This is a genomic window from Phycisphaeraceae bacterium (assembly GCA_019636795.1).
In the GTDB taxonomy this organism is placed as follows: domain Bacteria; phylum Planctomycetota; class Phycisphaerae; order Phycisphaerales; family UBA1924; genus JAHBWW01.
Window position 1 is genome coordinate 630,696 of the sequence record JAHBWW010000001.1, and the last position, 23,118, is coordinate 653,813.

General features: G+C 63.4%; 19 protein-coding genes. 6 read left to right on the top strand and 13 right to left on the bottom strand.

Annotated elements, in window-relative coordinates; translation table 11 throughout:
* Positions 1 to 33: 33 nt before the first annotated feature.
* On the bottom strand, positions 34 to 2,514 hold the full coding sequence (locus tag KF757_02645; protein ID MBX3321869.1) for a hypothetical protein: 2,481 nt from the start codon (positions 2,512 to 2,514) through the stop codon (positions 34 to 36).
* A 105-nt stretch (positions 2,515 to 2,619) separates the two neighbouring features.
* Here KF757_02645 and phrB point away from each other — a divergent pair, with 105 nt between their 5' ends.
* The gene (phrB, locus tag KF757_02650; GenBank protein ID MBX3321870.1) at positions 2,620 to 4,038 is read left to right on the top strand and encodes a deoxyribodipyrimidine photo-lyase; all 1,419 of its coding nucleotides are present in this window, start codon (positions 2,620 to 2,622) and stop codon (positions 4,036 to 4,038) included.
* 9 nt (positions 4,039 to 4,047) lie between these two features.
* Here the strand turns inward: phrB and KF757_02655 are convergent, their stop codons facing one another.
* Positions 4,048 to 5,508 carry a hypothetical protein gene (locus tag KF757_02655; GenBank protein MBX3321871.1) on the bottom strand — a complete coding sequence of 487 codons (1,461 nt, stop codon included), beginning with the start codon at positions 5,506 to 5,508 and terminating at the stop codon, positions 4,048 to 4,050.
* Positions 5,509 to 5,798: 290 nt separating this feature from the next.
* On the opposite strand from KF757_02655, the gene KF757_02660 reads away from it, so the two are divergent.
* Together KF757_02660 and gdhA are read left to right on the top strand one after the other, a co-directional pair.
* A complete protein-coding gene (locus KF757_02660) occupies positions 5,799 to 7,592 on the top strand; it encodes a CRTAC1 family protein (GenBank protein ID MBX3321872.1) in 1,794 nt (597 codons plus the stop codon).
* Between the two features lie 98 nt (positions 7,593 to 7,690).
* Complete coding sequence (gdhA, locus tag KF757_02665; protein ID MBX3321873.1) at positions 7,691 to 9,046, top strand: NADP-specific glutamate dehydrogenase; 1,356 nt, start codon at positions 7,691 to 7,693, stop codon at positions 9,044 to 9,046.
* Here the strand turns inward: gdhA and KF757_02670 are convergent.
* Genes KF757_02670 through speB form a run of 4 tightly spaced genes read right to left on the bottom strand, consistent with a single transcriptional unit; the run spans position 9,031 to position 13,045 of the window.
* Positions 9,031 to 9,678 (bottom strand): DUF3313 domain-containing protein, encoded by a 648-nt coding sequence (locus KF757_02670; protein ID MBX3321874.1) that lies wholly within the window; start codon positions 9,676 to 9,678, stop codon positions 9,031 to 9,033. The genes gdhA and KF757_02670 overlap by 16 nt on opposite strands.
* Before the next feature lie 31 nt (positions 9,679 to 9,709).
* On the bottom strand, positions 9,710 to 10,441 hold the full coding sequence (locus KF757_02675) for an ABC transporter ATP-binding protein (GenBank protein ID MBX3321875.1): 732 nt from the start codon (positions 10,439 to 10,441) through the stop codon (positions 9,710 to 9,712).
* Between the two features lie 12 nt (positions 10,442 to 10,453).
* Positions 10,454 to 12,004, bottom strand: coding sequence for an ABC transporter permease (locus KF757_02680; GenBank protein ID MBX3321876.1), 1,551 nt, complete (start codon positions 12,002 to 12,004; stop codon positions 10,454 to 10,456).
* 9 nt (positions 12,005 to 12,013) lie between these two features.
* Positions 12,014 to 13,045, bottom strand: a complete 1,032-nt coding sequence (gene speB, locus KF757_02685; protein MBX3321877.1) for an agmatinase — start codon at positions 13,043 to 13,045, stop codon at positions 12,014 to 12,016.
* A gap of 538 nt (positions 13,046 to 13,583) precedes the next feature.
* Between speB and KF757_02690 the strand changes: the two genes are divergently transcribed.
* Positions 13,584 to 14,222, top strand: coding sequence for a hypothetical protein (locus tag KF757_02690; protein MBX3321878.1), 639 nt, complete (start codon positions 13,584 to 13,586; stop codon positions 14,220 to 14,222).
* A gap of 94 nt (positions 14,223 to 14,316) precedes the next feature.
* Here the strand turns inward: KF757_02690 and KF757_02695 are convergent, their stop codons facing one another.
* Genes KF757_02695 through rlmN form a run of 7 tightly spaced genes read right to left on the bottom strand, consistent with a single transcriptional unit; the run spans position 14,317 to position 20,088 of the window.
* Positions 14,317 to 15,171: a metallophosphoesterase gene (locus KF757_02695; GenBank protein ID MBX3321879.1), complete on the bottom strand. Its 855-nt coding sequence runs from the start codon at positions 15,169 to 15,171 to the stop codon at positions 14,317 to 14,319.
* A complete protein-coding gene (locus KF757_02700) occupies positions 15,172 to 16,116 on the bottom strand; it encodes a hypothetical protein (protein ID MBX3321880.1) in 945 nt (314 codons plus the stop codon).
* A 27-nt stretch (positions 16,117 to 16,143) separates the two neighbouring features.
* Positions 16,144 to 16,773, bottom strand: a complete 630-nt coding sequence (locus tag KF757_02705) for a hypothetical protein (protein ID MBX3321881.1) — start codon at positions 16,771 to 16,773, stop codon at positions 16,144 to 16,146.
* Positions 16,770 to 17,321 (bottom strand): hypothetical protein, encoded by a 552-nt coding sequence (locus KF757_02710; protein ID MBX3321882.1) that lies wholly within the window; start codon positions 17,319 to 17,321, stop codon positions 16,770 to 16,772. The genes KF757_02705 and KF757_02710 overlap by 4 nt, the downstream gene beginning before the upstream one ends.
* 49 nt (positions 17,322 to 17,370) lie before the next feature.
* Positions 17,371 to 18,171 carry a TIGR02206 family membrane protein gene (locus KF757_02715; protein MBX3321883.1) on the bottom strand — a complete coding sequence of 267 codons (801 nt, stop codon included), beginning with the start codon at positions 18,169 to 18,171 and terminating at the stop codon, positions 17,371 to 17,373.
* Positions 18,172 to 18,927, bottom strand: a complete 756-nt coding sequence (locus KF757_02720; protein ID MBX3321884.1) for a TIGR02206 family membrane protein — start codon at positions 18,925 to 18,927, stop codon at positions 18,172 to 18,174.
* Positions 18,928 to 18,930: 3 nt separating this feature from the next.
* Positions 18,931 to 20,088, bottom strand: a complete 1,158-nt coding sequence (rlmN, locus tag KF757_02725; GenBank protein MBX3321885.1) for a 23S rRNA (adenine(2503)-C(2))-methyltransferase RlmN — start codon at positions 20,086 to 20,088, stop codon at positions 18,931 to 18,933.
* Positions 20,089 to 20,116: 28 nt separating this feature from the next.
* Between rlmN and KF757_02730 the strand changes: the two genes are divergently transcribed.
* Together KF757_02730 and pgmB are read left to right on the top strand one after the other, a co-directional pair.
* On the top strand, positions 20,117 to 22,381 hold the full coding sequence (locus KF757_02730) for a glycoside hydrolase family 65 protein (protein ID MBX3321886.1): 2,265 nt from the start codon (positions 20,117 to 20,119) through the stop codon (positions 22,379 to 22,381).
* A gap of 10 nt (positions 22,382 to 22,391) precedes the next feature.
* Positions 22,392 to 23,072, top strand: coding sequence for a beta-phosphoglucomutase (gene pgmB / locus KF757_02735; GenBank protein ID MBX3321887.1), 681 nt, complete (start codon positions 22,392 to 22,394; stop codon positions 23,070 to 23,072).
* Positions 23,073 to 23,118: the final 46 nt, after the last annotated feature.

A 23,118-nucleotide genomic window follows, 5' to 3' on the forward strand; every position in this document is an offset into this window, starting at 1 on the left:
ATCGCACGCGATACCCCGGATCAACATCCGGCCTCAAGGCGCTCGCTCTGCGGCTCGTCTCGACCATTCCTGTGACTCGGCGTCCTTGCCGATATACGCAAACAACTCCGCTGCTCGCTGCGCAAGCACAGCATTGCGGTCGCCAATTGTTGCTGCTCGTGCCATGGCTTGGCTCGCTTCGTCGAGCCGCCCAGCCGTCGCAAAGATGATCGCCTCCATCGTCATCAGGTACGAATCATCAGGCTTCATCTCGACAGCACTCCGGACGTGATCGAGCGCTTCCTGCACAAGCTCAGGCCGCCCGCTCGCCATCGCGATCGAAAGGAATCCGCCAGCCATCTGCATCGTCTCGTATGGGCTGTGGCGTACCCGCCGCAGCGCTTCTCTCGCGTAGCCAAGTGCCCGTTCGGGCTCCTGTTGCCACAGCCCGTGAGCGCCGTTCATAAGCACACTAGCCGTCGCGGTCCGGTGCTCAAGTGCTGCTTCCAGCGATTCACGCGCAGCCCCTTCCTGCTGCATCTGAAACTCCAGCGTCGCACGCCGGAGCAAAAGAGCCGCATCGCGCACCCGCGTGTTCCGGAGTGTTTCCAGATTCTCCGCCTGCGAAACACCCAGCGCCATCCCCAGCTCCATCCGATCCAGAATCAACGACGCATCCTTGTGCTTCCCTGCATGCTCGTCCGCGCGATCAAGAGCGTCTCGCGCTTCTTCACCTTGCCCGACTATCGCATGAAACCGCGCGCGTTCAAGCCAGTAACGCGGACTTTCTTTCACGTTCGTCGGCGCCGTTTCCCACACCTCCAGCGCAGACTCAATTCCCGCAACCGAAGCCGCACGTTGTGCAATCTCCCGCCGCACAACATGAAGCGACGGGTGCCGCGTGAGCGCATCATCCAGCAGGTTCATGACTTCATCATCCGTCGCGCCGCGCGCAAGCATCACTCCGACCACCTCGAACACAAGCCCATCAGTAGGTCTGCCCTTCTCGATCACCAGCCTCAACGTTGCCTCCGCAGTCGCACGCTCCCCCGCGACCAACTCCAGAAACGCCCGTTGCACCAGGTCATCAGGCGTCAGCGCCCAACCAAACCCCCCCGCATGCCTCGCGTCCGCCTTCGCCCACGACCGGAGCCCTCGCTGCGCTCTCGCTACATCACTCGCCGCCGGCTGAAACTCCACCTGCAAGAGTGCTCCCGATGGAACCAGAATCGATGCGTGCATCATCTCCGCATGCCACCGGTGCCCCCGCACAATCCCACTCCAAGTCCCAGCGCCCAACAGCGCCACAAGCATTGCCGTAAAAACCCACCCCCCAGGCCGCACCTTGCCCTTGATTTTCAACTGCACCTGCTGAATCCGCACGTTTGGCTCGCGCAGCATCTTTAGCCCCATTAACACCGCAAACGCGCCAATCCCCGCGATTCCCACCGCCATCAGCATCGGCACAAGCCCCATCATCCCGCGGAAGGCCCAGAACAACATCACAAACGAAACAATCACTACGATCTCTTCGGCCCACGACGCATCGAGCATGCGGCCACGCCGCTCGCGCACCATCTCCCACCGCTCCGCAGCCTCCGCATCGCGAGGCTTGGCAAACTTCGCCGGACGCCCAAACCCCACATACAGCGCGTCATTCGGACACACGCTCACGCAATCCAGACACTTCATGCACCCGGGGTCGATCACCATGCCATAGTCGCGCACTTCCTCGTGCACCCGCACGTTCGAAGAACACGCCGCGGTGCAGTGCCCGCACCCTTCGCACGCGTCCGTCACTCGAATCCGCATCGGGCTCCACTGTTCCACGGGCGCAAAGAACCCACCATACGGGCACCCATATGTGCAGAAACCCTTCGCCCCGAGAAAGTACACACTGGCAAATCCAACCACGAGCAGGAACGGAATCGCCACAGGCCACGCTGCAAACGTCGCCCAGAAATCCTCCACAATGAACTCAGTCTCGAACCCACCAAACGGCGCCACCGGCTTGAGCCACACCGGGGCCGCCACATCCATCCAGTCCAGCATCGGAAACAGGACCCACCGCTTGAAGTTCGGCCAAACAAACATGTACAGCGCAAGTCCCAGCGGCACGAAGATCAGCAACCTCGAACGGAACGGCTTGGGACGAACACCCACCTTCAGCATCAACCACCGACACGCATCCTGAAGCGCGATAATGTGGCAACCCCACCCACACACAAAACGTCCAAACACCAACGTCGAAAGTATCGCCAGCGAAAAAAACACAAACCCGGCGTTGATCGCACCTCGTTCCAGCGTGTGCATCGATTCTGAAGGTTCAATCGGGCTCAGCGTGCTTCCTGTGACAACCCACTGCACGATGTGTCCGATCATCACGACATGCACCGCCGCCAGCACCCAGAACCGACGCCACCCCATCGTCGATGCCTTGACAGCCTTGCGCTCGCCCGTAGGCTCTTTGCACACACGCAGCGACACCGAACCATCCGCCCGCCGCGTTGCTACCTTGCCGCCCTTTTTCTTCATACAGTGACGATAGCAAGCCTGCTGCCAACATCCCCGAGCCCAATCGGCATCCAACACTCTCCCGCCCGCGAACGAAGTCCTATCTTCACTGTGGGAGATTCCCCCATGCGCTCGCTCATCTGGTTCCGCAGCGACCTGCGCTGCAACGACAACACCGCCCTGGACGAAGCCGCACGTCGCTCCACCCGTGGCGTCGTCGCCGCCTTCGCCGTCACCCCGCGCCAATGGCTGGATCTGCACCATTGGTCCGCTTCCAAACTCAGCCTCGTCCTTCGCAGCGTCAGCGATCTGTCGGAGCAACTCGCAACCCGCAACATCGCCCTGCGCATTATCACTCAACCCGATTTCGCCGCGCTCCCGAAGGCACTCCTCGATCTGGCCCGATCAACCGAGTGCGACGCCCTGTTCTTCAATCGCGAGTATGAATGGAACGAGCGACAGCGCGATGCTCTGGTTTCGAAAGCGTTTCTCGACGCAGGTCTCGCAGCCCACTCCTTCACCGATCGCACGCTCTTCGAGCCGGGCCAGATCCGCACCAAGTCCGGCACACACTACACCGTCTACTCGCCGTTCAAGCGAGCCGCGCATACCTTGCTCGCCGAGGGCTTGCCAACACTCCGCAGCACACCCAAAAAACGCGCTGAAATGGTTTCAACTCCTGATCCCGTGCCAAACCCGCACGATCTGGCCGCCGCCCAACCTCACGACGCGCTCTGGCCCGAGGGCGAAGCCCACGTCCGCGCGCGGCTCGACCGATTCGCACAAGACGCTCTGTCTCACTATCACGCCAGACGCGACCTGCTTGCCGAACCCGGCACCAGCACCTTGTCGCCGTATCTCGCCATCGGTGCAATTTCAATCCGACGTTGTGCAGCCGTTGCGCTTGACATGATTGGACCCGACATCGACAAAGGCCCACCAGGCCCGACAACATGGCTGAGCGAACTCCTCTGGCGCGAGTTCTACACCCACGTCCTTTTTAACTTCCCTCGAGTCAGCAAAGGCCTCCCATTCCGACTCGACACACAGCACATCAACTGGGATCACAACCCCGATCACCTCGCCGCATGGAAGGCAGGCCGCACCGGCTACCCAATCGTCGATGCTGCCATGCGCCAACTCCTCGCCACAGGATGGATGCACAACCGGGCACGCATGATCGCCGCTATGTTCCTCACCAAAGACCTCGGCCTCGATTGGCGCCTCGGCGAACAACACTTCATGCAGCACCTCGTCGATGGCGATCTGGCCAACAACAACGGTGGATGGCAGTGGTCCGCCTCCACCGGCACCGACGCCCAGCCATACTTCCGCATCTTCAACCCAATCACTCAGAGCCAGCGCTTCGACCCCCAAGGCCACTACATCCGCCGATACGTCCACGAAATCGCGCACCTCGACGATCACGCCATCCACGATCCATCAAGCCTCGGCCTCGCCGCAGCCGCTCTCGACTACCCGCCGCCGATCGTCGACCACGCAGCCGCCCGCGCTCGCACACTCGCCCGCTTCACCGTCTCATGACTCCCGCCCTCACCTCGCGCACTCGCACATCAACGCCCATAACTCTTTCACATGCTCCAGCCGTGTCGCAGTGCCTCCGATCGCGACGCGCATCACGAACCTTTCCCGCCCAGACTCGTCGGGCAGCATCGTGTGCGAAACAAACGCTCTGCCCGACGAGTTGATCGCCTCCATCACGCGGCGCGTCGCATCATCGCCCTCCGCGCAGCACAGACACACCAGACTCGTCACCCGAGGCGACGCCATCTCAAAATACTCACTCGCGTGCACCTGCTGCTCCAGCCACGCCGCCGCTGCGATGTGCGCCCGCACATGCGCCCGCAGCCCCTCGCGACCATAGTGCCGCAGCACAAACATCAGTTTGAGCGCTCGAAACCGGCGCCCGAGCGGAATCTGCCAGTCGCGATAATCCACTACCGCGCCCGCTTCGGTCGCACTGTTCCTCAGATACTCCGGCAGCACCGACAGCGCTCTCACCAGCGACGCCCGATCCCGCGTCCAGAAGCAATCGCAGTCAAAGTTCGTCAGCAGCCACTTGTGCGGATTGAAACACACCGAATCCGCCCGTTCCACTCCCTCAATCATCCACCGATGCTCCTCGCACACCAGCGCCGCACCAGTAAACGCAGCATCAGCATGCAGCCACACCTCCTCGGGCACCACGCGCCTAATCTCCACGAGCGAATCGACCGACTCTGAACTCGTCATCCCGATCGTCGCGCACACCCAGCCCGGCACCAGCCCGGCCGCCACATCTGCCCGAATCGCCCGCCCGAGCGCATCAGCGTCCATCCGGTGCACATCATCGCACTCGATCAGCCTCACCCGCCTGCGATCCTCAGGCCCATCGGCAAGCCCTGCAATCATCGCCGCCTTGACGATCGAACTGTGCGCATGCCTCGACGCATACACCGTCATCGCATGGACATCGCTTCCTCTTTCGCGCAGTCGCCCCCTCGCAGCCAGCAGCGACACCAACGTCGATTCCGATGCTGTTCCCGCGATGCACCCGCCACCCTGCCCGTTCGCGCCCGGGTTCTCAAAAGTAAACTCTCCTGGCAGCCCGATCAGGTCGGCCATCCAGTCCGTGCATCTCATCTCCACTTCCGTAGCGGCCGGGCTTGTCGCCCAGAGCATGCCGTTGACATTCAGCCCCGCCGCCAAAATTTCCCCGAGTATTCCCGGGAAGGACGCATTGCACGGAAAGTACCCGAAGAACCTCGGGCTTTGCCAGTGCAAGAGGTTGCTGGTCACAGTTCCATCAACAAAAGCCAGCATCTCCTTCCAAGTGTCTCCCGTACCCGCTTCCTCTGCCAATCGTTGAGGCATGGCTGCGAGCACCGTCCCCGGCGGGCCAAACGATTGCACCGCACGCCCCTCCAGCCCGGCGTGATAGTCTGCGATCCAGTCAATCAGAAAATGGCCTAGTCGACGAAACTCATCGGGGCTCATATGTGGCGGAATGCTCATTCCCCAAGCGTAGCCGACACCGCTCACCCCACAATGAGCCACCAGGGCGAGGCTTCCGTTCGCACAATCAAGCAGATCGCAAAATTGTCATTGTGGACTCTTGCTTTTGGTGCGCGGTTTCGGGTATAAGAACTGAGGCGAGTTCTCGCCATCTGGAAAGGACACCCACCCTCATTCGAGACCGTGGGCAAAAAGTTCGTTGTGTCATGATGACAGGTTCGTTGTTCTACAAGTTGTAGACAGCGGTCGGTTGTGTACTTCGCCGACGAACATTGAATAGGGAGGGTCGCATGTCGACTTGTTCAACGCGCTCAGGCGCTGGGGTTGTCTATTGCCTTGTTGCAGTAATCCTCGCCCTCTGTAGCGCCTTTACACAACCCGCAGCCGCACAAACCCTCGCCTTTACCAACGAGACGGTTCGCGCCGGACTCACCTTCACCCATACGCAGGGCCCACGCTACGGGTTCCTCGGTGCAGGCGGTGTCGCAGCCGATTTCAACAACGATGGCTACATCGACCTATTCGTCCTCGGCGGCGGCGGCGACCCCGACGCACTCTTCATCAACAACGGCATCAATCAGCAAGGCCATGTCACCTTCACCGACCAGGCCCAGCAGTGGGGCGTCAACTTCCGCCACCATTCCTTCGGCGTCTCCGCTGTCGACTTCAACAACGACGGATTCGTCGATCTTTACATCACGTCCTACGGCCCCGTCCCCGGAAACCCAATCGCAGGACGACACAAACTCCTTCGTAACAACGGCCCAGACGCCGAGGGAAACTGGTCCTTTACCGATATCGCCCTCGCTGCCGGCGTCCATCTCCTGCGCCCAGGTCTCGTCGATGGCACCGGTTCGGCATGGGGAGACTACGACCTCGATGGCGACCTCGACCTCTTCGTCGCCTCCTACCAACGCGGCCAACCCGGCAACCGACTCTTCCGCAACGATGGCCTCAACGCCCAAGGCGTCTGGATCTTCACCGATGTCACCAACGTCGCAGGCCTCCACCACACACAAATCGCCGGCTTCATCCCGGGCTTCGTCGATATGAATGGCGATGGATACCCCGAACTCCTCCTCGTCGCCGACTCCGGCACCAGCAAGTACTACATCAACAATCGAAACGGAACCTTCACCGTTGCCACTCACCTCTGCAACGGCATCGAAAGTGCCAACGGCATGGGTTCGGCAATCGGCGACATCAACGCCGACGGACGCCTCGACTGGTACGTCTCCGGCAGTTGGTATGACTTCCTTCAAGGCCCCGGCAACGTCCTCATGGTCGCATCCCCGCATGGCGACTTCGTCAACATCGCACCCGGCACGCCCGTCCAGAATGGCGGCTGGGGCTGGGGCGTCCTGATCGTCGACCTTGATCACGACACCAGGCCCGACCTCGTCGAAACCAACGGCTGGCTTGGCGAGTACCTTGGCGAGCAGTCATACCTCCTTCGAAACCTCGGCGGACTTCAGTTCCAGGAGGTCGCACTTCAAGTTGGATTCGAGCACCACGGTCAAGGCCGCGGCCTCATCCGCTTCGACGCCGACAACGACGGCGATCAGGACCTCGTCATCTTCAGTTGCGGCGAGCCTCTCGCGTTTTTCGAGAATCACCTCATCACCCCCGGAGGCCCAACTCCCACTAACGCAAACTGGATCAACATCAAGTTCGACACCCGACAGCGCGCCACTGTTCCGCCGCACGGCATCGGCACCGTCCTTCAAATCACCGCAGGCGGACTCACTCAGACCGTCCATATCACCAGCAGTTTCTCACACGCCTCCCAAAGCGAAATCGGCGCTCACGTCGGTCTCGGGACCGCAACCACTATCGACATCCTCCGCATCCGCTATCCCGATGGCTCCATCCGCACCTACACCAACATCCCCGCAAATCAGCACCTCCTCATCCACACCCCCGCCCACCGCGCCGACTTCGATGGCTCGGGCACTCTCGACGTCGCCGATGTCCAGGCGATCGTCATCGCATGGCAGGCGCGCGACCTCGCTGCCGACCACAACGGCGACTGGATTCTCGACTTCTTCGATATCCTTCACTTCCTCCGCGATTTTTCCAACTGATCCGATCGAATACACTCCCTTGGTCTGCGCGTGCGACCTCTCGACCATCCCCTTCCCCTCCCGGTCGAGCGGTCGTCGCGCCTTTGTCGAGGTTCCTTATGTCCACGCATGTCGACACCTTCCTTGCACAGCTCGAACAACGAAACCCAAATCAACCCGAGTTCCTTCAAGCCGTTCACGAAGTGCTCGAATCCGTCATGCCCCTTGTCCTCGACACGCCGCGTTATCGCGACGCGGCCATCCTCGAACGACTCACCGAGCCCGATCGCACCATCCGCTTCCGCGTCACATGGGAAGACGATCAGCATCGACTCCGTGTCAACCGGGGATGGCGTGTGCAGTTCACCAATGCCCTCGGTCCATACAAAGGAGGCCTCCGCTTCCATCCCACAGTCAACGAAAGCATTCTCAAGTTCCTCGGCTTTGAACAGATCTTCAAGAACAGCCTCACCGGTCTCATGATGGGCGGCGGCAAGGGCGGCTCCGACTTCGATCCAAAGGGCAAGTCCGACGCAGAGGTCCGCCGCTTCTGCGAAGCTTTCATGCTCGAACTCTTCCGCCACGTCGGCGAAGACACCGATGTCCCCGCTGGCGATATCGGCGTCGGAGCACGCGAAGTCGGATTCATGTTCGGCCAATACCGCCGACTTCGCAACGCACACACCGGCGTCTTCACCGGCAAGGGCACCCCGTGGGGCGGCAGCCATATCCGCACCGAAGCCACCGGCTACGGCTGCGTCGAGTTCTGCCGACTCATGATCGAAAGCGCAGGACACTCCATCGAAGGAAAACGCTGCGTCGTCTCCGGCTCAGGCAACGTCGCGCAGTTCGCCGCACAGCGACTCATCGCCCTCGGCGCCAAAGTCCTCGCGATGTCCGACTCCGGCGGCGTCATCTTCGACGAACAAGGCATCACGCACGAACGCCTCGAATGGATCAAGGATCTCAAGAACAATCGCCGAGGCCGTATCGCCGAGTATGCCAACCACTTCAAAGGCGTCACCTACCGCGAACACGCCGAGCCATGGGACATCCCCTGCGATCTCGCCTTCCCATGCGCCACACAGAACGAAATCTCGAAATCCGAAGCCGAAACGCTCGTCAAAAACAAGACCCTCGCCGTCGTCGAGGGCGCCAACATGCCAACTCACCCCGACGCCATCAAGGTTCTTCACGCCGGCGGTGTCCTCTTCGCGCCCGGCAAGGCCTCAAACGCAGGCGGTGTCGGATGCTCGGGCCTCGAAATGGCGCAAAACGCTGGACGCCTCCAATGGCCCTCCGCAACCGTCGAATCACACCTCTACAAAATCATGGCCTCAATCCACGACACCTGCCTCCAGCACGCCGCATCCGCGCCCCAGCTCCCCAAAGCCCGCCCGAACTATCTCCACGGGGCCAATGTCGGAGGCTTCATCCGCGTCGCAGACGCCATGCTCGATCAAGGTGTCTGGTAGCCCGCCTGCGCCTCCAGCGTCGCCCGCGCCTCATTCCGCGCCTTGTCAACCGCCAGCCGCATCAGCGCCGCCCACATCTCGGCCGCGTCCTCCGCGTCGTCGTAGGGATCGAACGCGTCCAACTCCATCTGGTTGCCCTTTCTCGATTCCACCAGGGCCCACACGCGCACGCCCGTCAGGCTGTCCACGATCTCGGCTTCGATCGCGGCTCCGCCAAGCCCCGCGCCGGTGATCTTCATCCCCGGATGAAGATTCATGATCATCGTCGAACGCGTGATCTGCGTCAGCGCCATGCGCACACGCGCCACCCCCTGGCCCGCGCCCGTAACAATCGTGTAGTCTTCGCCCAGTTCCTTGACCACTTGATCGCGCAGATACGCCGCAAGACGCTCGCCCTCTCCCTCCGGCAGGCCCCTCGTGTTCTCAAGCCGCAGCTCGACCTCATCGACCATGAACCGCTCATACCGCCCCAGGCCTTCAGCGCCCGTGGCCATCCCCAGGCTCAGGTTGTTGCGTTTCGTCAGCCCCTCATACGACGAGAGAAACCCGGTCCGATCCGGCAGTGTCTTCCCGCAGCCGCAGCACGCGATCATCAACACCATCAGCACGGCCGCAAGAATCGAGTGTCGCATCTTCACTTCCTCTCGCTCAAGCTGAGCCTCTTCACACCCGTGACACCGCCGCGCCGCTCTTTGCTCGTTCCACCACCACGCCGTCGAGCAGATGCACCACCCGGTCGGCACGCTCGGCGATCGTCGGATCATGCGTCACCATCACCATCGTGAGCCCGCTCGACGTGCGCAGTTCGGTCAGCACATCCAGAATCCCCTGCCCCGTCGCGCGATCCAGATTGCCCGTCGGCTCGTCGGCCAGCAGCACCTGCGGCTCGTTGATCAGTGCCCGCGCAATCGCAACCCGCTGCCGCTCACCGCCCGAAAGCTCCCGCGGCCGATGCTTGAGCCGGTGTTCGAGCCCGAAAGAGTCGAGCAACGCTTTGGCCCGTTCAAGCACCACGCCGCGCTCACGCAGATAGCCGATCTTGCCCAGCCGCACCATCGCCCCGATCGCCACATTCTCGATCACCGACAGCTCCGGCAGCAGGTGATAGAACTGAAACACGAACCCCACCTGGCTACTCCGGTACCGATCCAGTTCCCGCGCGCTCATCTCCTGCAGCGCTTTCCCGTCATATTCGATCGTGCTGCCCGTGTCGGCATCGGGCCTGTCCAGGCCTCCCAGCAGGTGCAGCAGCGTGCTCTTGCCCGAGCCCGAACTGCCCAGCACCGCCACCGACTCGCCGCGCGAGACATTCAGGCTCACCCCATGAAGCACCGGCACCCGCACATGCCCGAGGCGATACGTCTTGTGCACATTCCTTGCCGCCAGCAGCGTCATCCGCTTCGCCCCTTATTCGAACCGCAACGCCTTGACCGGGTCCATCGTCGCCGCGCGCATCGCCGGGATCGCCGCGCCCAGCACGCACGTGCCCAGCCCCGCGATGAACACCACCCCCGCGTGCCACCAGTCCACCTTGTTGGGCACCTCGATGAAGTAGTACACCCGCGGGTCCCACACCACGATCCCGAACGCCCCGCCCAGCCAGTCATGAATCGGATTGATGTTGTGCACGATCACCGCCGCCAGCGCCACGCCCGCCGCCGCCCCCACCGAGCCGATCACCAGCCCGTACCGCAGCCACAGCCACGCAATCCCCAGCATCGAGCCGCCCAGTGCCCGCAGGATCCCGATGTCCTTGGTCTTCTCGCTCACCATCGACCAGAAGATCGACAGCACCAGAAACACGTTCGTGAAGCACACGATCCCGAACACGAACAGCACCAGCGCCGTCTCCTTCTCCACCGCCGCAATCAGCGTCGAGTTCTTCTGCTGCCACGTCCGGATGAGAATCACATCGCCATTGGGCACCTCGTCGCGGTGCGCCAGCGCAAAGGCCCGGTACACCCCTTCAGCCACCTGCGCCAGCCGGTCCGACTCCACCCCCGCCGCCCCGCGCACCAGCACGCTCGTCACCCGCGCCGGATCCGTCCCCACAACCCTGGCCTTGGCCGGCACAACCTCTCCGGTCTCCGGGTCCACCTCTGTGTCAAACGGTCCCGCCGGCTCCACGCGATCGGCCCGCGCCATGTTCAGCATCGACTGCAGCGCGCTCAACTCCACCAGCACGATCTGGCTGTCGGCGTCGAAAATCCCGCTCTGAAACTCGTTGGCCACCGGAAACCGTCGCGTCACCGCCTTGGCAAACCGCCCGTTCGAATCCAGGCTCAGCAGCGTCATCGTCAGCCACCCGTTGCGCGGCATGAAGATGTTCTCGCTGGCGATCCCGCCGTCGGCCAGCGGCCGCGTCGTCGCCATCGGGATGTACCCGCCCCAGGACTGCCGCTGATTCAGCCCCGTCAGTTCGATCCCCGGCACCACCGCCGGTTCGTCGAGCCCCAGTTCGGGCCTGACCAGGTTCAACCCGTTGCGCTGCACCTGCCGCAGAAAATCCGCGTCGGTCTTCTCGGGCAGTCTCGGGTCGAGCCGCTCACGGTCCTTGGGCGTCGGCCTGTCGATCGGCTTCCAGTACAGCGTCCCCGCAAACCCCGTCACCCGGTCGAAACTCGGCCCATCGATCCCGCGGATCGACACCGCCTGCAGCTGATCGTCGGGCAGTTTGACCATGCCGAACGTCTCGATCAGCGGAGCCGCCGCCGCGACCGCCTCGTGCGCCTCAAGCCGCGCGATTAGATCCTCATAGTGCGCAAAGCCCACGTTGGGCCACGAGATCGCCACATCGCCGATCAGCGTCCGTCCCGATTCCTTGAGCGTCTCGAGAAACCCGCCCATCACCGACCACGTCACCAGGATCGTCGTCGTCGAGAGCATCACCGCCACCAGCGACAGCAGCGGCATGATCTTGCTCGTCAGGTAGCGTCGCGTCAGCAGGGATTGATACACGCCCCGATCCTAGCGGCCCCCGCCGCCCCCAGCCCGCCCCGCCCGCCCCGCCCGCCGCACAGCGTCAAGGGCCAGGATCTCAAAGATCACATGCCCCGCCAGCAGCGCCGTGTTCTGCGCGATATCCCGATCAGGCAGCACCTCGACCACATCGGCCCCGACGATGTTGAGCCCCGCCAGCGATCGCAGAATCGAGAGCACCTGGCTCGAACTGAAGCCTCCGATGCTCGGCGTCCCCGTGCCCGGCGCGAACGCCGGATCGACCACGTCGATGTCGAACGTCACATACGTCGGGCGATCAGCCGCCGCGCGCACGAACGCAGCCAGCGCCGCCGCCCCGCGTGCGTCCCACTCGCCGCGCGTGATGATCGTCACGCCGTGCTCGCGGGCATACTCGAGATCGCTCGCGCTGTTGAGCGGCCCCTTGATCCCGATCGAGATCATCGCCTTGGGGTCGATCAGCCCGCTCTCGATCGCGCGGATGAACGGCGAGGCGTGGCTCCACCGCTCGCCCCACACGCTCTCGACGGTGTCGAGGTGGCTGTCGAAGTGGACCAGCGCCAGCCCGCCCCCGGCGCCCCCGCCGAACTTTCTCCACGTCGCCTCGATGTTCGCGTAGGCCACCGAGTGATCGCCGCCGACCGCCAGCAGCCGCGTGCTCGCATCGCCCAGCGCCGCCGCCCACGCTACGACCCCTTCGAGCGTCTCGACAGGATGAAACGGCCGCACCGGCGCATCGCCCGCATCGGCCAGGCTCAGCACGCCGGGCACATCGACCCCGTGCTCGATCGAATACCGCTTGACATACGCCGACGCATCGCGAATCGCCCGCGGCCCGAAGCGTGCCCCGGGCCGGTAGGTCACGCCGCTGTCATAGGGCACGCCGTAGAGGGCCCAGTCGATGGGGGCGCCGGGCTCGGCCGCGAGCACATCCTCGAGCCGCGGATAGCGGCAGAACGTACACACCCCGGCAAAGCGCGGGCTGGTGCGGGTGTCGATCATGCGTGTCGCGCTGGTCGTCTTCTGGGGCTCTGAACTCATCAGCGCATCCTACCCGATCGCCGCCCCCCGCGCCGCCCCCCGGTTGGCCCCTCGGATCGCCCCCCCAAGCCGCCGTCCCTGTGCCGCACATCACCACGGGTGCCATCGCTCGCGGCCCTCCTTCTTCTCCTCTTCCTTATTCTCCCTCCCCGCGCAGCGATGCGGGCGGCTGGGTGCCATGGCCATGGCTTTGCATGGCCATGATGAAGCCATGTTGATGCCATGATGAACCAACGCTCTAGTCGCGACGGGATCGCGGCCGGATCAAGGCCGGGCGTCCGAAACTCGGCATTGCGCAGTGTCACGGAATGTGCGGTGGGCGGTCAGGGCTTTTGATCGTGGCCAAGCAAAGCCATGACCGCGGCACCCGGCCTACAGATTGATTTGAACCGACCGAAAGACCGAGAGACCGGGAGTTCATGCCATGTCGACTTTCACGCCTTGTGCTTCTGGCTTCTTTGCACTTTTCGCGGTTGCAGTGGTGGGGTCCGGACAACCCGGCAGACCTTCTGTCGATCAACTCCAGTATGTCTTCTGGATGCTGCCCGAAAGAATGACGCAGGAGGAGCGGTCCAGATTTGACTTGCCGACTCCGACAGCGGAGGACATCTCTCAAAGGCTCGTCGTCGATGCGCAGGCGCTTCTCATTCGCGCATCTCTACTCGCGATGGCTAGCGACATTGCCGATGACATGGATGTCGCATTCATTGTCGCCCGCGCGGCGACCGAAGTTCAGCGTATCGCTGTGTCGCGCCCGGCCGAGCAGTACGTGCAAAGCCACGCGTTCGCCAGAGCGGATGCGACACTTGAGTGGCTGCCCGAGTCGGGCACTGGCGAGTCGTACGACATGACCCGGCTGGCGCTCTATATGCTCGCGCTGATCGCCATAGCCGAGGACATGGAAGAACGCATCATCAATCCGAACAACCTGATGATGGAGTTCAACCGCGGTTTTCCTCCACGGCAAGACGATTCCGCATTCAATTACAAACCGCCGAAGAACACATTTGATGCTCGAGATCGTACGGGAAACTCTGTTCGGATGCTGCTCAGTAAATCTGGTGTGTCAACTCGAGATATTGAACTGATGGAAGCGGCCTTCGCTGATCAGTCACTGGGCGGAGTAAAATATATCATCGAACTTCGCAATCGGTTGACGAAAGACGATGCACCCTGACCAATATCCGGACCGGCATTACTGCGTACCGATCGGGCCGTCAACGGCACCATCGTCCTGCGCTGGACCAGCACCCGCGCGGGCGGAACCTCGTTCACCCATCCAGCCGCACCACCACCTCGCCCTCGCCCGCGACGAACCTGTCGCCCTCAGCCACCCACTCGGTCCGCACCACCGCGCCTGCATCCATCGCCCCGCCTGCCCCGCTGCCGATCTCGAGCACCGCGAACGCATTGGGCTGGTTCCGCCGCCGCGTCGTCGTGGCGCTTGCGACCTGCAGCAGCATCACCGTGTGCGCCCCCGCTCCCGCCCCTGCCCCGGCCTGCTCAACATACTCGTCGAGCTCGATCTCCCGGCTCACCATCGCCTGCTGATGCAGGTGCCCGCTGAGCACCGCGTGCACCCGCCGCCGCGCCAGCACCGCCATCATCGCCTCGCCATTGCCGATCACCCGAAACCCTGGCAGATCCTCAGGCACATAGAACGGATGATGCACCACCAGCGCGCGAAACCGCGCCGCGCTCGCCGCCGCAAAGAACGCATCGGCTTCGGCAATCTGCGCCCGGCTCAGCCGCCCATGCGACCAGTTCCACGATAAGTCCCAAGGCCGCGCCGAGTTGAGCGACAGGATCGCCACCTTGTCGGTCGTTAGCGCGCTCATCGTGATCGGCTCGATGTGCCGCCGATACCGCCGCAGCGGAGCCGTGAACCGCTCAACCAGATCAAACACCGGCAGATCGTGATTGCCCGGGGTCGAGAGCACCGGCGCCCCCAGCGCCGCGATGAACGCCGCCGCCCGCCGAAACTCGCGCGCTCTGGCCGCCATGGTCAGATCGCCGCTGATGACGACCAGATCCGGCTCGATGCCGCGCACCGCCGCGATCACCGCTTCGATCAGATCCTCGTCGGCCGCGCCGAAGTGAATGTCCGACACGTGCGCGATGCGCATCTACGCCCCCTCGCCAACCGCGCGCGGCACCAGCACCACCAGCGCCCGCGGCCTGATCGCAAACCGCAGCGGCACCGCCAGCGACCGAACCTCGCCGTCGATCGACACCGCCAGCGACCGGCGCGCCGCACGCACCTCAAGCCGGCCCGCGCACGCTGCATCCATGCCCCCGTCGCGCGCGATGGTTCCCGTCGCCAGCGTCGTGAGCAGTTCGAGCGGTGCCAGCGCCCCCGCGTGCCGCGAGGCATACACGCCCAGCACCCCGCCCTCGAGCGTTGCCCGCCGATGCTCGCCAAAGCCGCCCACCGCCATCGGGTTGCACGTCACCGCCAGGCACCGCGTCCGCACCCGCGCCGACCCGCGATCCGATGCGATCTTCAGCCGCAACGCCGGCGAATCAAACGCCGCCCGCACGAAGCGCACCAGACTCGCCAGCCGCCCGCCCGCCGTCGGCTCAGTCCGCAAACCCTCGCGATGCTCAGCCATCGTCGGCACCACCCCGATCAGCGCCGAATGCAGATACACATGCCCGCCAACCTCGGCCGTATCGATCCGCCGCACGCACAGGCGATCGAGGCTCTCGATGAGCGCGTCAGGCTCGGGCAGATCCAGATCGCGCGCGACCAGGTTCATCGTCCCCATCGCCAGCACCAGCAGCGCCGCCCCGCTCGCCTCCGCCGCCGCGCCCGCAGCACTCACCGTCCCGTCGCCTCCAATCGCAACGATCACATCAAGCGCAGGCTCGCGCTGCATCGCCGCGATCTGCTCGCCCATCGCCCCCGCATCGCCCGAAACCTCGGCCCCGCGCCGCTCAAGCGCCTCGCGCAGAGCCTCCGCCACCTCGCCGCACCGCGCACCTTTGCCCGAACCGCAGTTGATCACCAGCAGCACACGCTTGCCCGCCCACGCAAACGCTTCCGCCATTCCCTCATCAGGCAGCGACATGGATTCGAACGGCTCCATGTTTGAACACTATCCGCCCGCCGCGCCCGCCGTCGCCTTGGGGCGTCCGCACTCAGGACACACCTCAAGCGGCCCCATCGCGTACCCGCACCACACGCAGTCCCCACGACCCAGCCGCACGCGCCGTCGCCGCACCGTGAGCATCATCGGCAACACAAACACCAGCGCCCACAACGGCACGCCGAACATCAGCGGATTGAGGATCAAACCCAAAGGCACGAACCCAATCCGCAAGTGTTGACCATCCCCCTCAATACTCAGGACTCCATCGGCCCAACTGGCCTCCACTTCTTCGATCACCGGCAATGGCCAGCCGGAACGCTTGACAATCATCATCAGCATGCTCCAGTTGTCCACCACGAAGCGCACATCATAATGGCGATAGCCGAACGTCCCGACTATGTAGGCATAGTTGGGCTCGGGCCACGGCTCAGCGTGCGGCGAGCGCACCGGCCACCCGCGTGCGCGCGCCGCATCATCGACCAGATGCGCGATCATCGGCGGTCGCGGCACACGCAGGACGCGAAACTGCCACAGCGCATACGTGTTGTTAATCGAGGCCAGCACCAGAATCGTCACCACCAGCGCCAGCACCAGCCGTCGGACCTCACCAGTCCGCACCAGCACCGACGCGCTCATGTTGCACGCTCCGAATCCCGGCTAGCATGCTCGGCTCGCTCGCGCAGCCGCCCCACCAGCGGAATCGCGAAAAACACAAGCCAGATCGACACGCCCACGATCAACGGATTGCCAATCAGCCCGCGAAGCAGCAACCGCGGACGCGGGAGCTTCTCGGCACCTTGCCACTGCGCGTTCGAGTCATCCCATCGCATGGTCTTCCATTCAACTACCGGCAGCGGCCAGCCCGCGTGCTTGACAGTCATGGAGATAGATTCTTCGTCCTCCGTCTGCGAGCGAACATCGAGTTCGGCATAACCGAGGTGTCCATGGCGGATCCACACCGTCGGTGCCGGCCACCGCTGCGCATGCGGCGTGCTCGATGGCCAGCCACGTTTGCTCGATTGGTCGCGGTCAAGGTACGTCTGGTTCGGAGGACGCTCACCCTCAGCCGGCAGCCGCGTCACCGCAAACGGCACATTCACGACCGACGCCAGCAGTACCAGCAGCACCAGCACCGTCACCACACGCCGCTGCTCTGCTGGCCTGATCAATTTCAGGAACTTCATAACTGAGTACCGTACCACAGACGATGGCCTGACACAACTCTGCCAAACTTCACCCACCATCACGTGCGTCGATCTCCGTTGCGACACCTTCCTCCGCCGCTGCAGCCTGCACCTCGCGCCCCACCCACGCCCCGATGCCCCACAAAACCGCTAACGCCCCCTGCCCGATCAACAGCATCCACACCACCCGCAAAGGCCAAGGCCCAAGCCGGTCAATCAACGTCGGATGCTCCGGCTTCAGATTCCCCACATACCAGTAGTTCGCATCCAGCAACAGATTCAGCGGAATCATCACGCCGATGATGACCACATTCACAATCGTCACCAAAACATAATCCCGCCACGTCGGCCGATATCGCAACACCAGCAGGTCATACGCCGCCGAACCCACGATCTGCGTGTGCCCGATCCAGAACAGCCAGAACCGAACATCCGTCACGCCCTCGCTCAGCACCGGCGTCACAAACGCCTGCGTCGAAAGACCAAGCCCCCAGAAGAACAACAGCGTCCGCAAAAACCGCTTCTGCGTCAGCAGCGCCAGCGGTGCAACCCACGCCGCAAGATCGCACAAATGCAGCGGCAGGCTCTCCGCCACATCAAACTGCGCCGGCAGCAGATACCACACCACCGCCCACGCCTGCCACACCACCGTCCACCCGATCCACACGCCGCGCAGCGCCCGCTCGCGCCATGTCCCAAGCCATCGCCGCCCCAGTACGATCGACACCACCATCGCCCCGATCAACGCTCCCGCCGTCAGCGCGTGCAGCAGCCCAAACGACGAAAACTCAGTCGCCCACGCTGGCAAGAGTGGGGGACCAGTATCAGCACTCATCGCATGCATCGCCATCTACGCCACCTGCGCCGTCCGTCGCTCCTTGATCGTGCCCACCATGCGCGCGATCAGGTACAGCAACAACATCCACACCATCCCCATCGCCACCATCTTCACCGCACGCAGCGGGAACGCGCCCATCCGCCCCGCCAGTGTCGTGCGGTCATACGCACTCGCGCCCAGATACCCATAGTCGACATTCAGCATCAGGTTCACCGGCACCACCACCGCCACATACACCACGCTCGCAATCACCGCAAAACGCAAATCTCTAGGCCAAGGCCCATATCCATGCACAATGATCTGATACAGCGCAATCCCGACGATCTGCACATGCGCTGCCCAGAACAGCCAGAAACTCACCGACACCGGACCCGTCCTCACCACCGGCGTGATGAACCCCATGCTCGAAAGCCCAAGCCCCCAGAAAAACGTCAGCGACAGCGCCCACCGTGCCCGCGTGATCATCGCAATCGCGCACGCCCACGCCACCACCCTGCACAACTGCAACGGCAGCGCCTCCTGCATGTCAAAATTCCCAGGCAGATTTCGCCACACCAACGCAAACAACTGCACCCCGATCGTGCTCCACCCGATCGCGTGCTCCAGCACTCGCTGCCCCGGCCTATCCGCAAGCCTCCTGCCGGCAACGATCGCCACCGCAATCACTACCGCACAGATCACCATCAGCACCCGATACGCATTCGTGCGCGGCCGTATCTCATCGATCCACGCCATCTGCGCCAGCAATGGTATCGTTTCGCTCAGCATGGCTCACGCAACATGTTCATGACGCAACTGCCCGCACGCCGCCGCAATGTCCCGGCCCCGGCTCCTCCGGATATGCGTGTTCACACGTTTCGCCCTCAAAATCTCCTGAAACGCCAGCACATCCTCCGTGCTCGGTCGCCGATACCCCAGCCCCTTGACCTGGTTGTACCGAATTAAATTCACATTCGCCCGCAAACTTCGCGCAAGCGCCGCCAGCTCTGCCGCATGCTCCGGCCGATCGTTCACCCCCCCAAGCAGAATGTACTCCAGCGTGATCTCCCGCCCCGTCTTCTCAAACCACGCCTGACACGCCGTCAGCAACTGCTCGATCGTCGTGAACTCCGCCCACGGAATCAACTCACGCCTCAACTCGTCGTTCGGCGCATGCAACGACAGCGCCAGCGTCACCGGCAGCTCGAGCTCCGCCGCCAACTTCTCGATCGCCTTGTGCATTCCCACCGTCGAGATCGTGATGCGCCGCGCACCGATCCCCATGCCCCACTCCGCCGCCAGCGTCCGCACCGCCGCTACCACCGGCCGAAAATTCGCCAGCGGCTCGCCCATTCCCATGAACACCACATTGCTGATCCGCTCCACACCCTCCAGCCGATTCAGCCTCCACACCTGCTCCACAATCCGCCCCGCCGACAAATTCCCGTCCAGCCCCCCAAGCCCGCTCGCACAGAATCGGCACCCCACCGGGCACCCCACCTGGCTCGATATGCACGCCGTATTCCGCTTCGGCGACGGATCGCTCTCCGTCGGCAACGCCGGAATCATCACGCACTCCGTCTGCCGCGCAGTCGCCGAATATGGCATCGCCCCGCCCACGATCGGCAAGCGCAGTTCCGGCTTGATCTCCGCATCACCCGCCGGAATCGCCCCACGCACATCATCGGGCCACTCGATCAGCAACTTCTGCGTTCCATCCGTCGCCATCTGGTGCGCAACACTCACCCCCGACAAAAACACCATCTCCTGCGCCAGAATCTCCCGTTCCCGCGCCGCCAGATTGCTCATCAATCGCGGATCCACCACCCCCTTGCGATACACCCAGTCCAGAATCTGCGCCGCACGGAATCGGGGCATCCCCCTCTCCTCACACCACGCCGACAAGGTCTCAGGCGTGAACTCGAACACATGTCCCTCTGGGTGTTTCACACACAAGCCTACGCGACCACACCGCCATATGAAGATCCGCCCCAGCCCTCCTACCGTGCCGATGATGCACGACCAATCCTGGCTCATCGAACAACCCAACTTCAACCCCGAAACCTTCAAAGCCTACGAAGGGCTCTTCACCCTCGGCTCCCCAGCACTCCACCTCCGAGGCTCCCTCGAACAACTCATCCACAACCACCCTCAGGACACCCTCTACGAACGACGCGCCGCAAACGTCACCAGCGAAAAGTTCCGCCACAACGTCACCAAACTCGGCACCTACGTTCCCACCGTCTACGCCGATCACCCAACCCTCAACGCCCAACTCGTCAACCTCCCCAGCCCCCTCGGCCTTGATATCTGCTGCAACAACAACACCCTCCACCCCGGCTCGCCCGCCATTTCCCGCGACACCCGCACGCTCGACCTTCGCCACGCTCTCCTCACACGCCATACCCATTGGCACATCGGCCAAACCCAACTCCGCCTCACGTTCGAACGCTTCGTCAGCCGCACACGCCCCGGCCTCATCGCCCAACGCCTCTCCATCGAATCCGATCACCCCATCGACCTCCAACTCGCCGCCACCATCGACGCCCGCGTCACCACCAACGGCTACGACCACTTCTCCGCCCTCGACTGGACCACCACCACCAACCCCTCAAACGCCACCACGCTCGCCCTCAACCTCACCCTCGACTCCGGCCAATCCGTTCACTACACCTCCGTGCTCCGCACGCAAGCGCAACCGACGCGCGCCAGCGCAGCAGACCGCCTCGGTTCAATCACCGCCAACATCCACGTCGCGCCCGATCAACCCGCTGTCATCGAAAAACTCACCATCATCCACGCCAGCAGCACCCCCCATCCCGCGCCCGCCCGCGACACGCTCGATACATCATTCGATGACCTGTTCGCCGAGCACGCTGCAGCCTGGGCCGAAGCATGGAACACCTGCGATGTCCACATCGAAGGCGATCCCCACGCCCAACAGGCTGCACGCGCCGCCATCTTTCATCTCCTCCGCACCCACCCTCACACCGACGCCGCCGCCATCGACGCCAAGGGCTACGCCGGCGAAGCCTACTGGGGACGCTTCTTCTGGGATACCGAGATGTACCTCCTTCCATTCTTCCTCTACACCCAGCCACAGCACGCACGCGACCTCGTCATGTTCCGCGTCCGCACGCTCCCCGGCGCGCGCCACAACGCAACCCGCAAAGGTCAACCCGGCGCCCGCTTCGCTTGGGAATCCGACTGCAAAGGCATCGAGTGCTGCCCCAACTGGCAGTACGCCGATCACGAGATCCACGTCACCGCCGATGTTGTCTTCGGCTTCCAGCATTACGCCCTCGCTGCTGCCGACGACGACTTCCTCAACACACACGCCCGAGACACGATCCTCGATATCGCGAGATACTTTCTCGATCGTGTCGACTTCCGCGCCGGAGACAACCGCCCCCATCTCCTGGGCGTCATGGGCCCCGACGAATACACCCCCATCTCTTCAAACAACGCCTTCACCAATCGCCTCGTCAGCCGCGCCCTCACTCAGGCCGCAGCCGCCGCAGCCCAGCACACGCCGCCCGACCTCGATGCTCAACACCTCCATTCAATCGCAACCCAACTCCCAATCCCCTCCGATGGCGATCTGATCCTCCAGTGCGACGAGTGGCCCCTCCTGGCCCAGCCACACTTCGACACCTCCTGGCCCGACCGTTCCCGCACCTTCGCCTCCCAGGTCCCACAGGAAAAACTCTACCGCACACGCTGCCTCAAGCAGGCCGACGTGCTCATGCTCATGGCCCTCCTTCCCCACGAGTTCACCGACGCCCAGGTCCTCGCCGCATGGAACGAGTACCTCCCCTGCACCACTCACGACTCTTCTCTCTCCGCAGGCGCACACATGCTCGTCGCCTCAAGGCTCGGCCTGGCCGACCACGCATGGAACTTCTGGAACATGGGCAGTCGGCTCGATCTCGACGTTGAACACGGCGGAGCCGCCGAAGGCATTCACATCGCCGGCGCCGGCGCCATCTGGCAGATGATCGTCCTCGGTTTCGCAGGCCTCAAAACCGCAATCGAAACCACATCCCTCACCTTCACCCCTCGCCTCCCCAAACATTGGACACGCCTGCGCTTCCCGCTTGCATGGCGCAACACTCGCGTCATGGTCAATCTCGATCACGCCGCACTCAGCGTCCAGCACCTCGCAGGCCCCGCACTCAGCGTCACCGTTCACGCCAAGCAGCACACCCTCACCCCCGGCCAGACCCACACCTGGCGCTCCTGAAAGACTCTCCATGCTCCACCGCGCCTCGGCAGTCATCTTCGATCTCGATGGCGTCCTCGTCACCACCGACGAACTCCACTACGCCGCATGGAAATCAATCGCCGACGAACTCGGCATCCCCTTCTCACGCCACACCAACCACCAACTCCGAGGCGTCAGTCGCATGGCTTCCCTCGAAGTCGTCCTCAGCGCCGCATCACGCTCCTTCACCCAATCCGAAAAAGAACAACTCGCCCACCGCAAAAACACCCGCTTCGTCGAATCCCTCCAGACTCTCGACGCGCAAGCCATCCTCCCCGGCGTCCTCGCCCTGCTCGACCAACTCTGCGCCATGAATGTCCCATGCGCCGTCGCGTCCTCAAGCCGCAACGCTCGACTCATCCTCGATCGCGTCGGACTCCGCTCGCGCATGCACACCGTCGTCGATGGCAACGACATCACACGCTCCAAACCCGATCCCCAGGTCTTCCTCCTCGCCGCACACCAACTCGCCCTCGCTCCCGCCCAGTGCGTTGTCGTCGAGGATGCCGAGTCCGGTGTCGACGCCGCCAACGCCGCAAACATGCCCGTCCTCGGCGTCGGAGATCCTCAACGCCTCGCCCACGCCTCCCTTGTCGTTCCCTCCCTCGCCCACATCCAAGCCTCCCAACTCCTCGCTCTCTCTCGCCCTCCGATCAATCGCCACGAGTGATCCTTCCCCTACACTCGCCTCGCCAATCCCCGATACACTGCCTCTT

Excerpts from the sequence above, each read along its gene's own strand:
- gdhA (MBX3321873.1), top strand. The coding sequence starts at position 7,691 with ATGTCCACGCATGTCGACACCTTCCTTGCACAGCTCGAACAACGAAAC.
- speB (MBX3321877.1), bottom strand. The coding sequence starts at position 13,045 with ATGAGTTCAGAGCCCCAGAAGACGACCAGCGCGACACGCATGATCGAC.
- phrB (MBX3321870.1), top strand. The coding sequence starts at position 2,620 with ATGCGCTCGCTCATCTGGTTCCGCAGCGACCTGCGCTGCAACGACAAC.
- KF757_02695 (MBX3321879.1), bottom strand. The coding sequence starts at position 15,171 with ATGCGCATCGCGCACGTGTCGGACATTCACTTCGGCGCGGCCGACGAG.
- pgmB (MBX3321887.1), top strand. The coding sequence starts at position 22,392 with ATGCTCCACCGCGCCTCGGCAGTCATCTTCGATCTCGATGGCGTCCTC.
- KF757_02670 (MBX3321874.1), bottom strand. The coding sequence starts at position 9,678 with ATGCGACACTCGATTCTTGCGGCCGTGCTGATGGTGTTGATGATCGCG.
- KF757_02655 (MBX3321871.1), bottom strand. The coding sequence starts at position 5,508 with ATGAGCATTCCGCCACATATGAGCCCCGATGAGTTTCGTCGACTAGGC.
- KF757_02675 (MBX3321875.1), bottom strand. The coding sequence starts at position 10,441 with ATGACGCTGCTGGCGGCAAGGAATGTGCACAAGACGTATCGCCTCGGG.
- KF757_02700 (MBX3321880.1), bottom strand. The coding sequence starts at position 16,116 with ATGTCGCTGCCTGATGAGGGAATGGCGGAAGCGTTTGCGTGGGCGGGC.
- KF757_02720 (MBX3321884.1), bottom strand. The coding sequence starts at position 18,927 with ATGCTGAGCGAAACGATACCATTGCTGGCGCAGATGGCGTGGATCGAT.
- KF757_02660 (MBX3321872.1), top strand. The coding sequence starts at position 5,799 with ATGTCGACTTGTTCAACGCGCTCAGGCGCTGGGGTTGTCTATTGCCTT.
- KF757_02705 (MBX3321881.1), bottom strand. The coding sequence starts at position 16,773 with ATGAGCGCGTCGGTGCTGGTGCGGACTGGTGAGGTCCGACGGCTGGTG.
- KF757_02690 (MBX3321878.1), top strand. The coding sequence starts at position 13,584 with ATGCTGCCCGAAAGAATGACGCAGGAGGAGCGGTCCAGATTTGACTTG.
- KF757_02710 (MBX3321882.1), bottom strand. The coding sequence starts at position 17,321 with ATGAAGTTCCTGAAATTGATCAGGCCAGCAGAGCAGCGGCGTGTGGTG.
- KF757_02715 (MBX3321883.1), bottom strand. The coding sequence starts at position 18,171 with ATGGCGATGCATGCGATGAGTGCTGATACTGGTCCCCCACTCTTGCCA.
- KF757_02645 (MBX3321869.1), bottom strand. The coding sequence starts at position 2,514 with ATGAAGAAAAAGGGCGGCAAGGTAGCAACGCGGCGGGCGGATGGTTCG.
- KF757_02730 (MBX3321886.1), top strand. The coding sequence starts at position 20,117 with ATGAAGATCCGCCCCAGCCCTCCTACCGTGCCGATGATGCACGACCAA.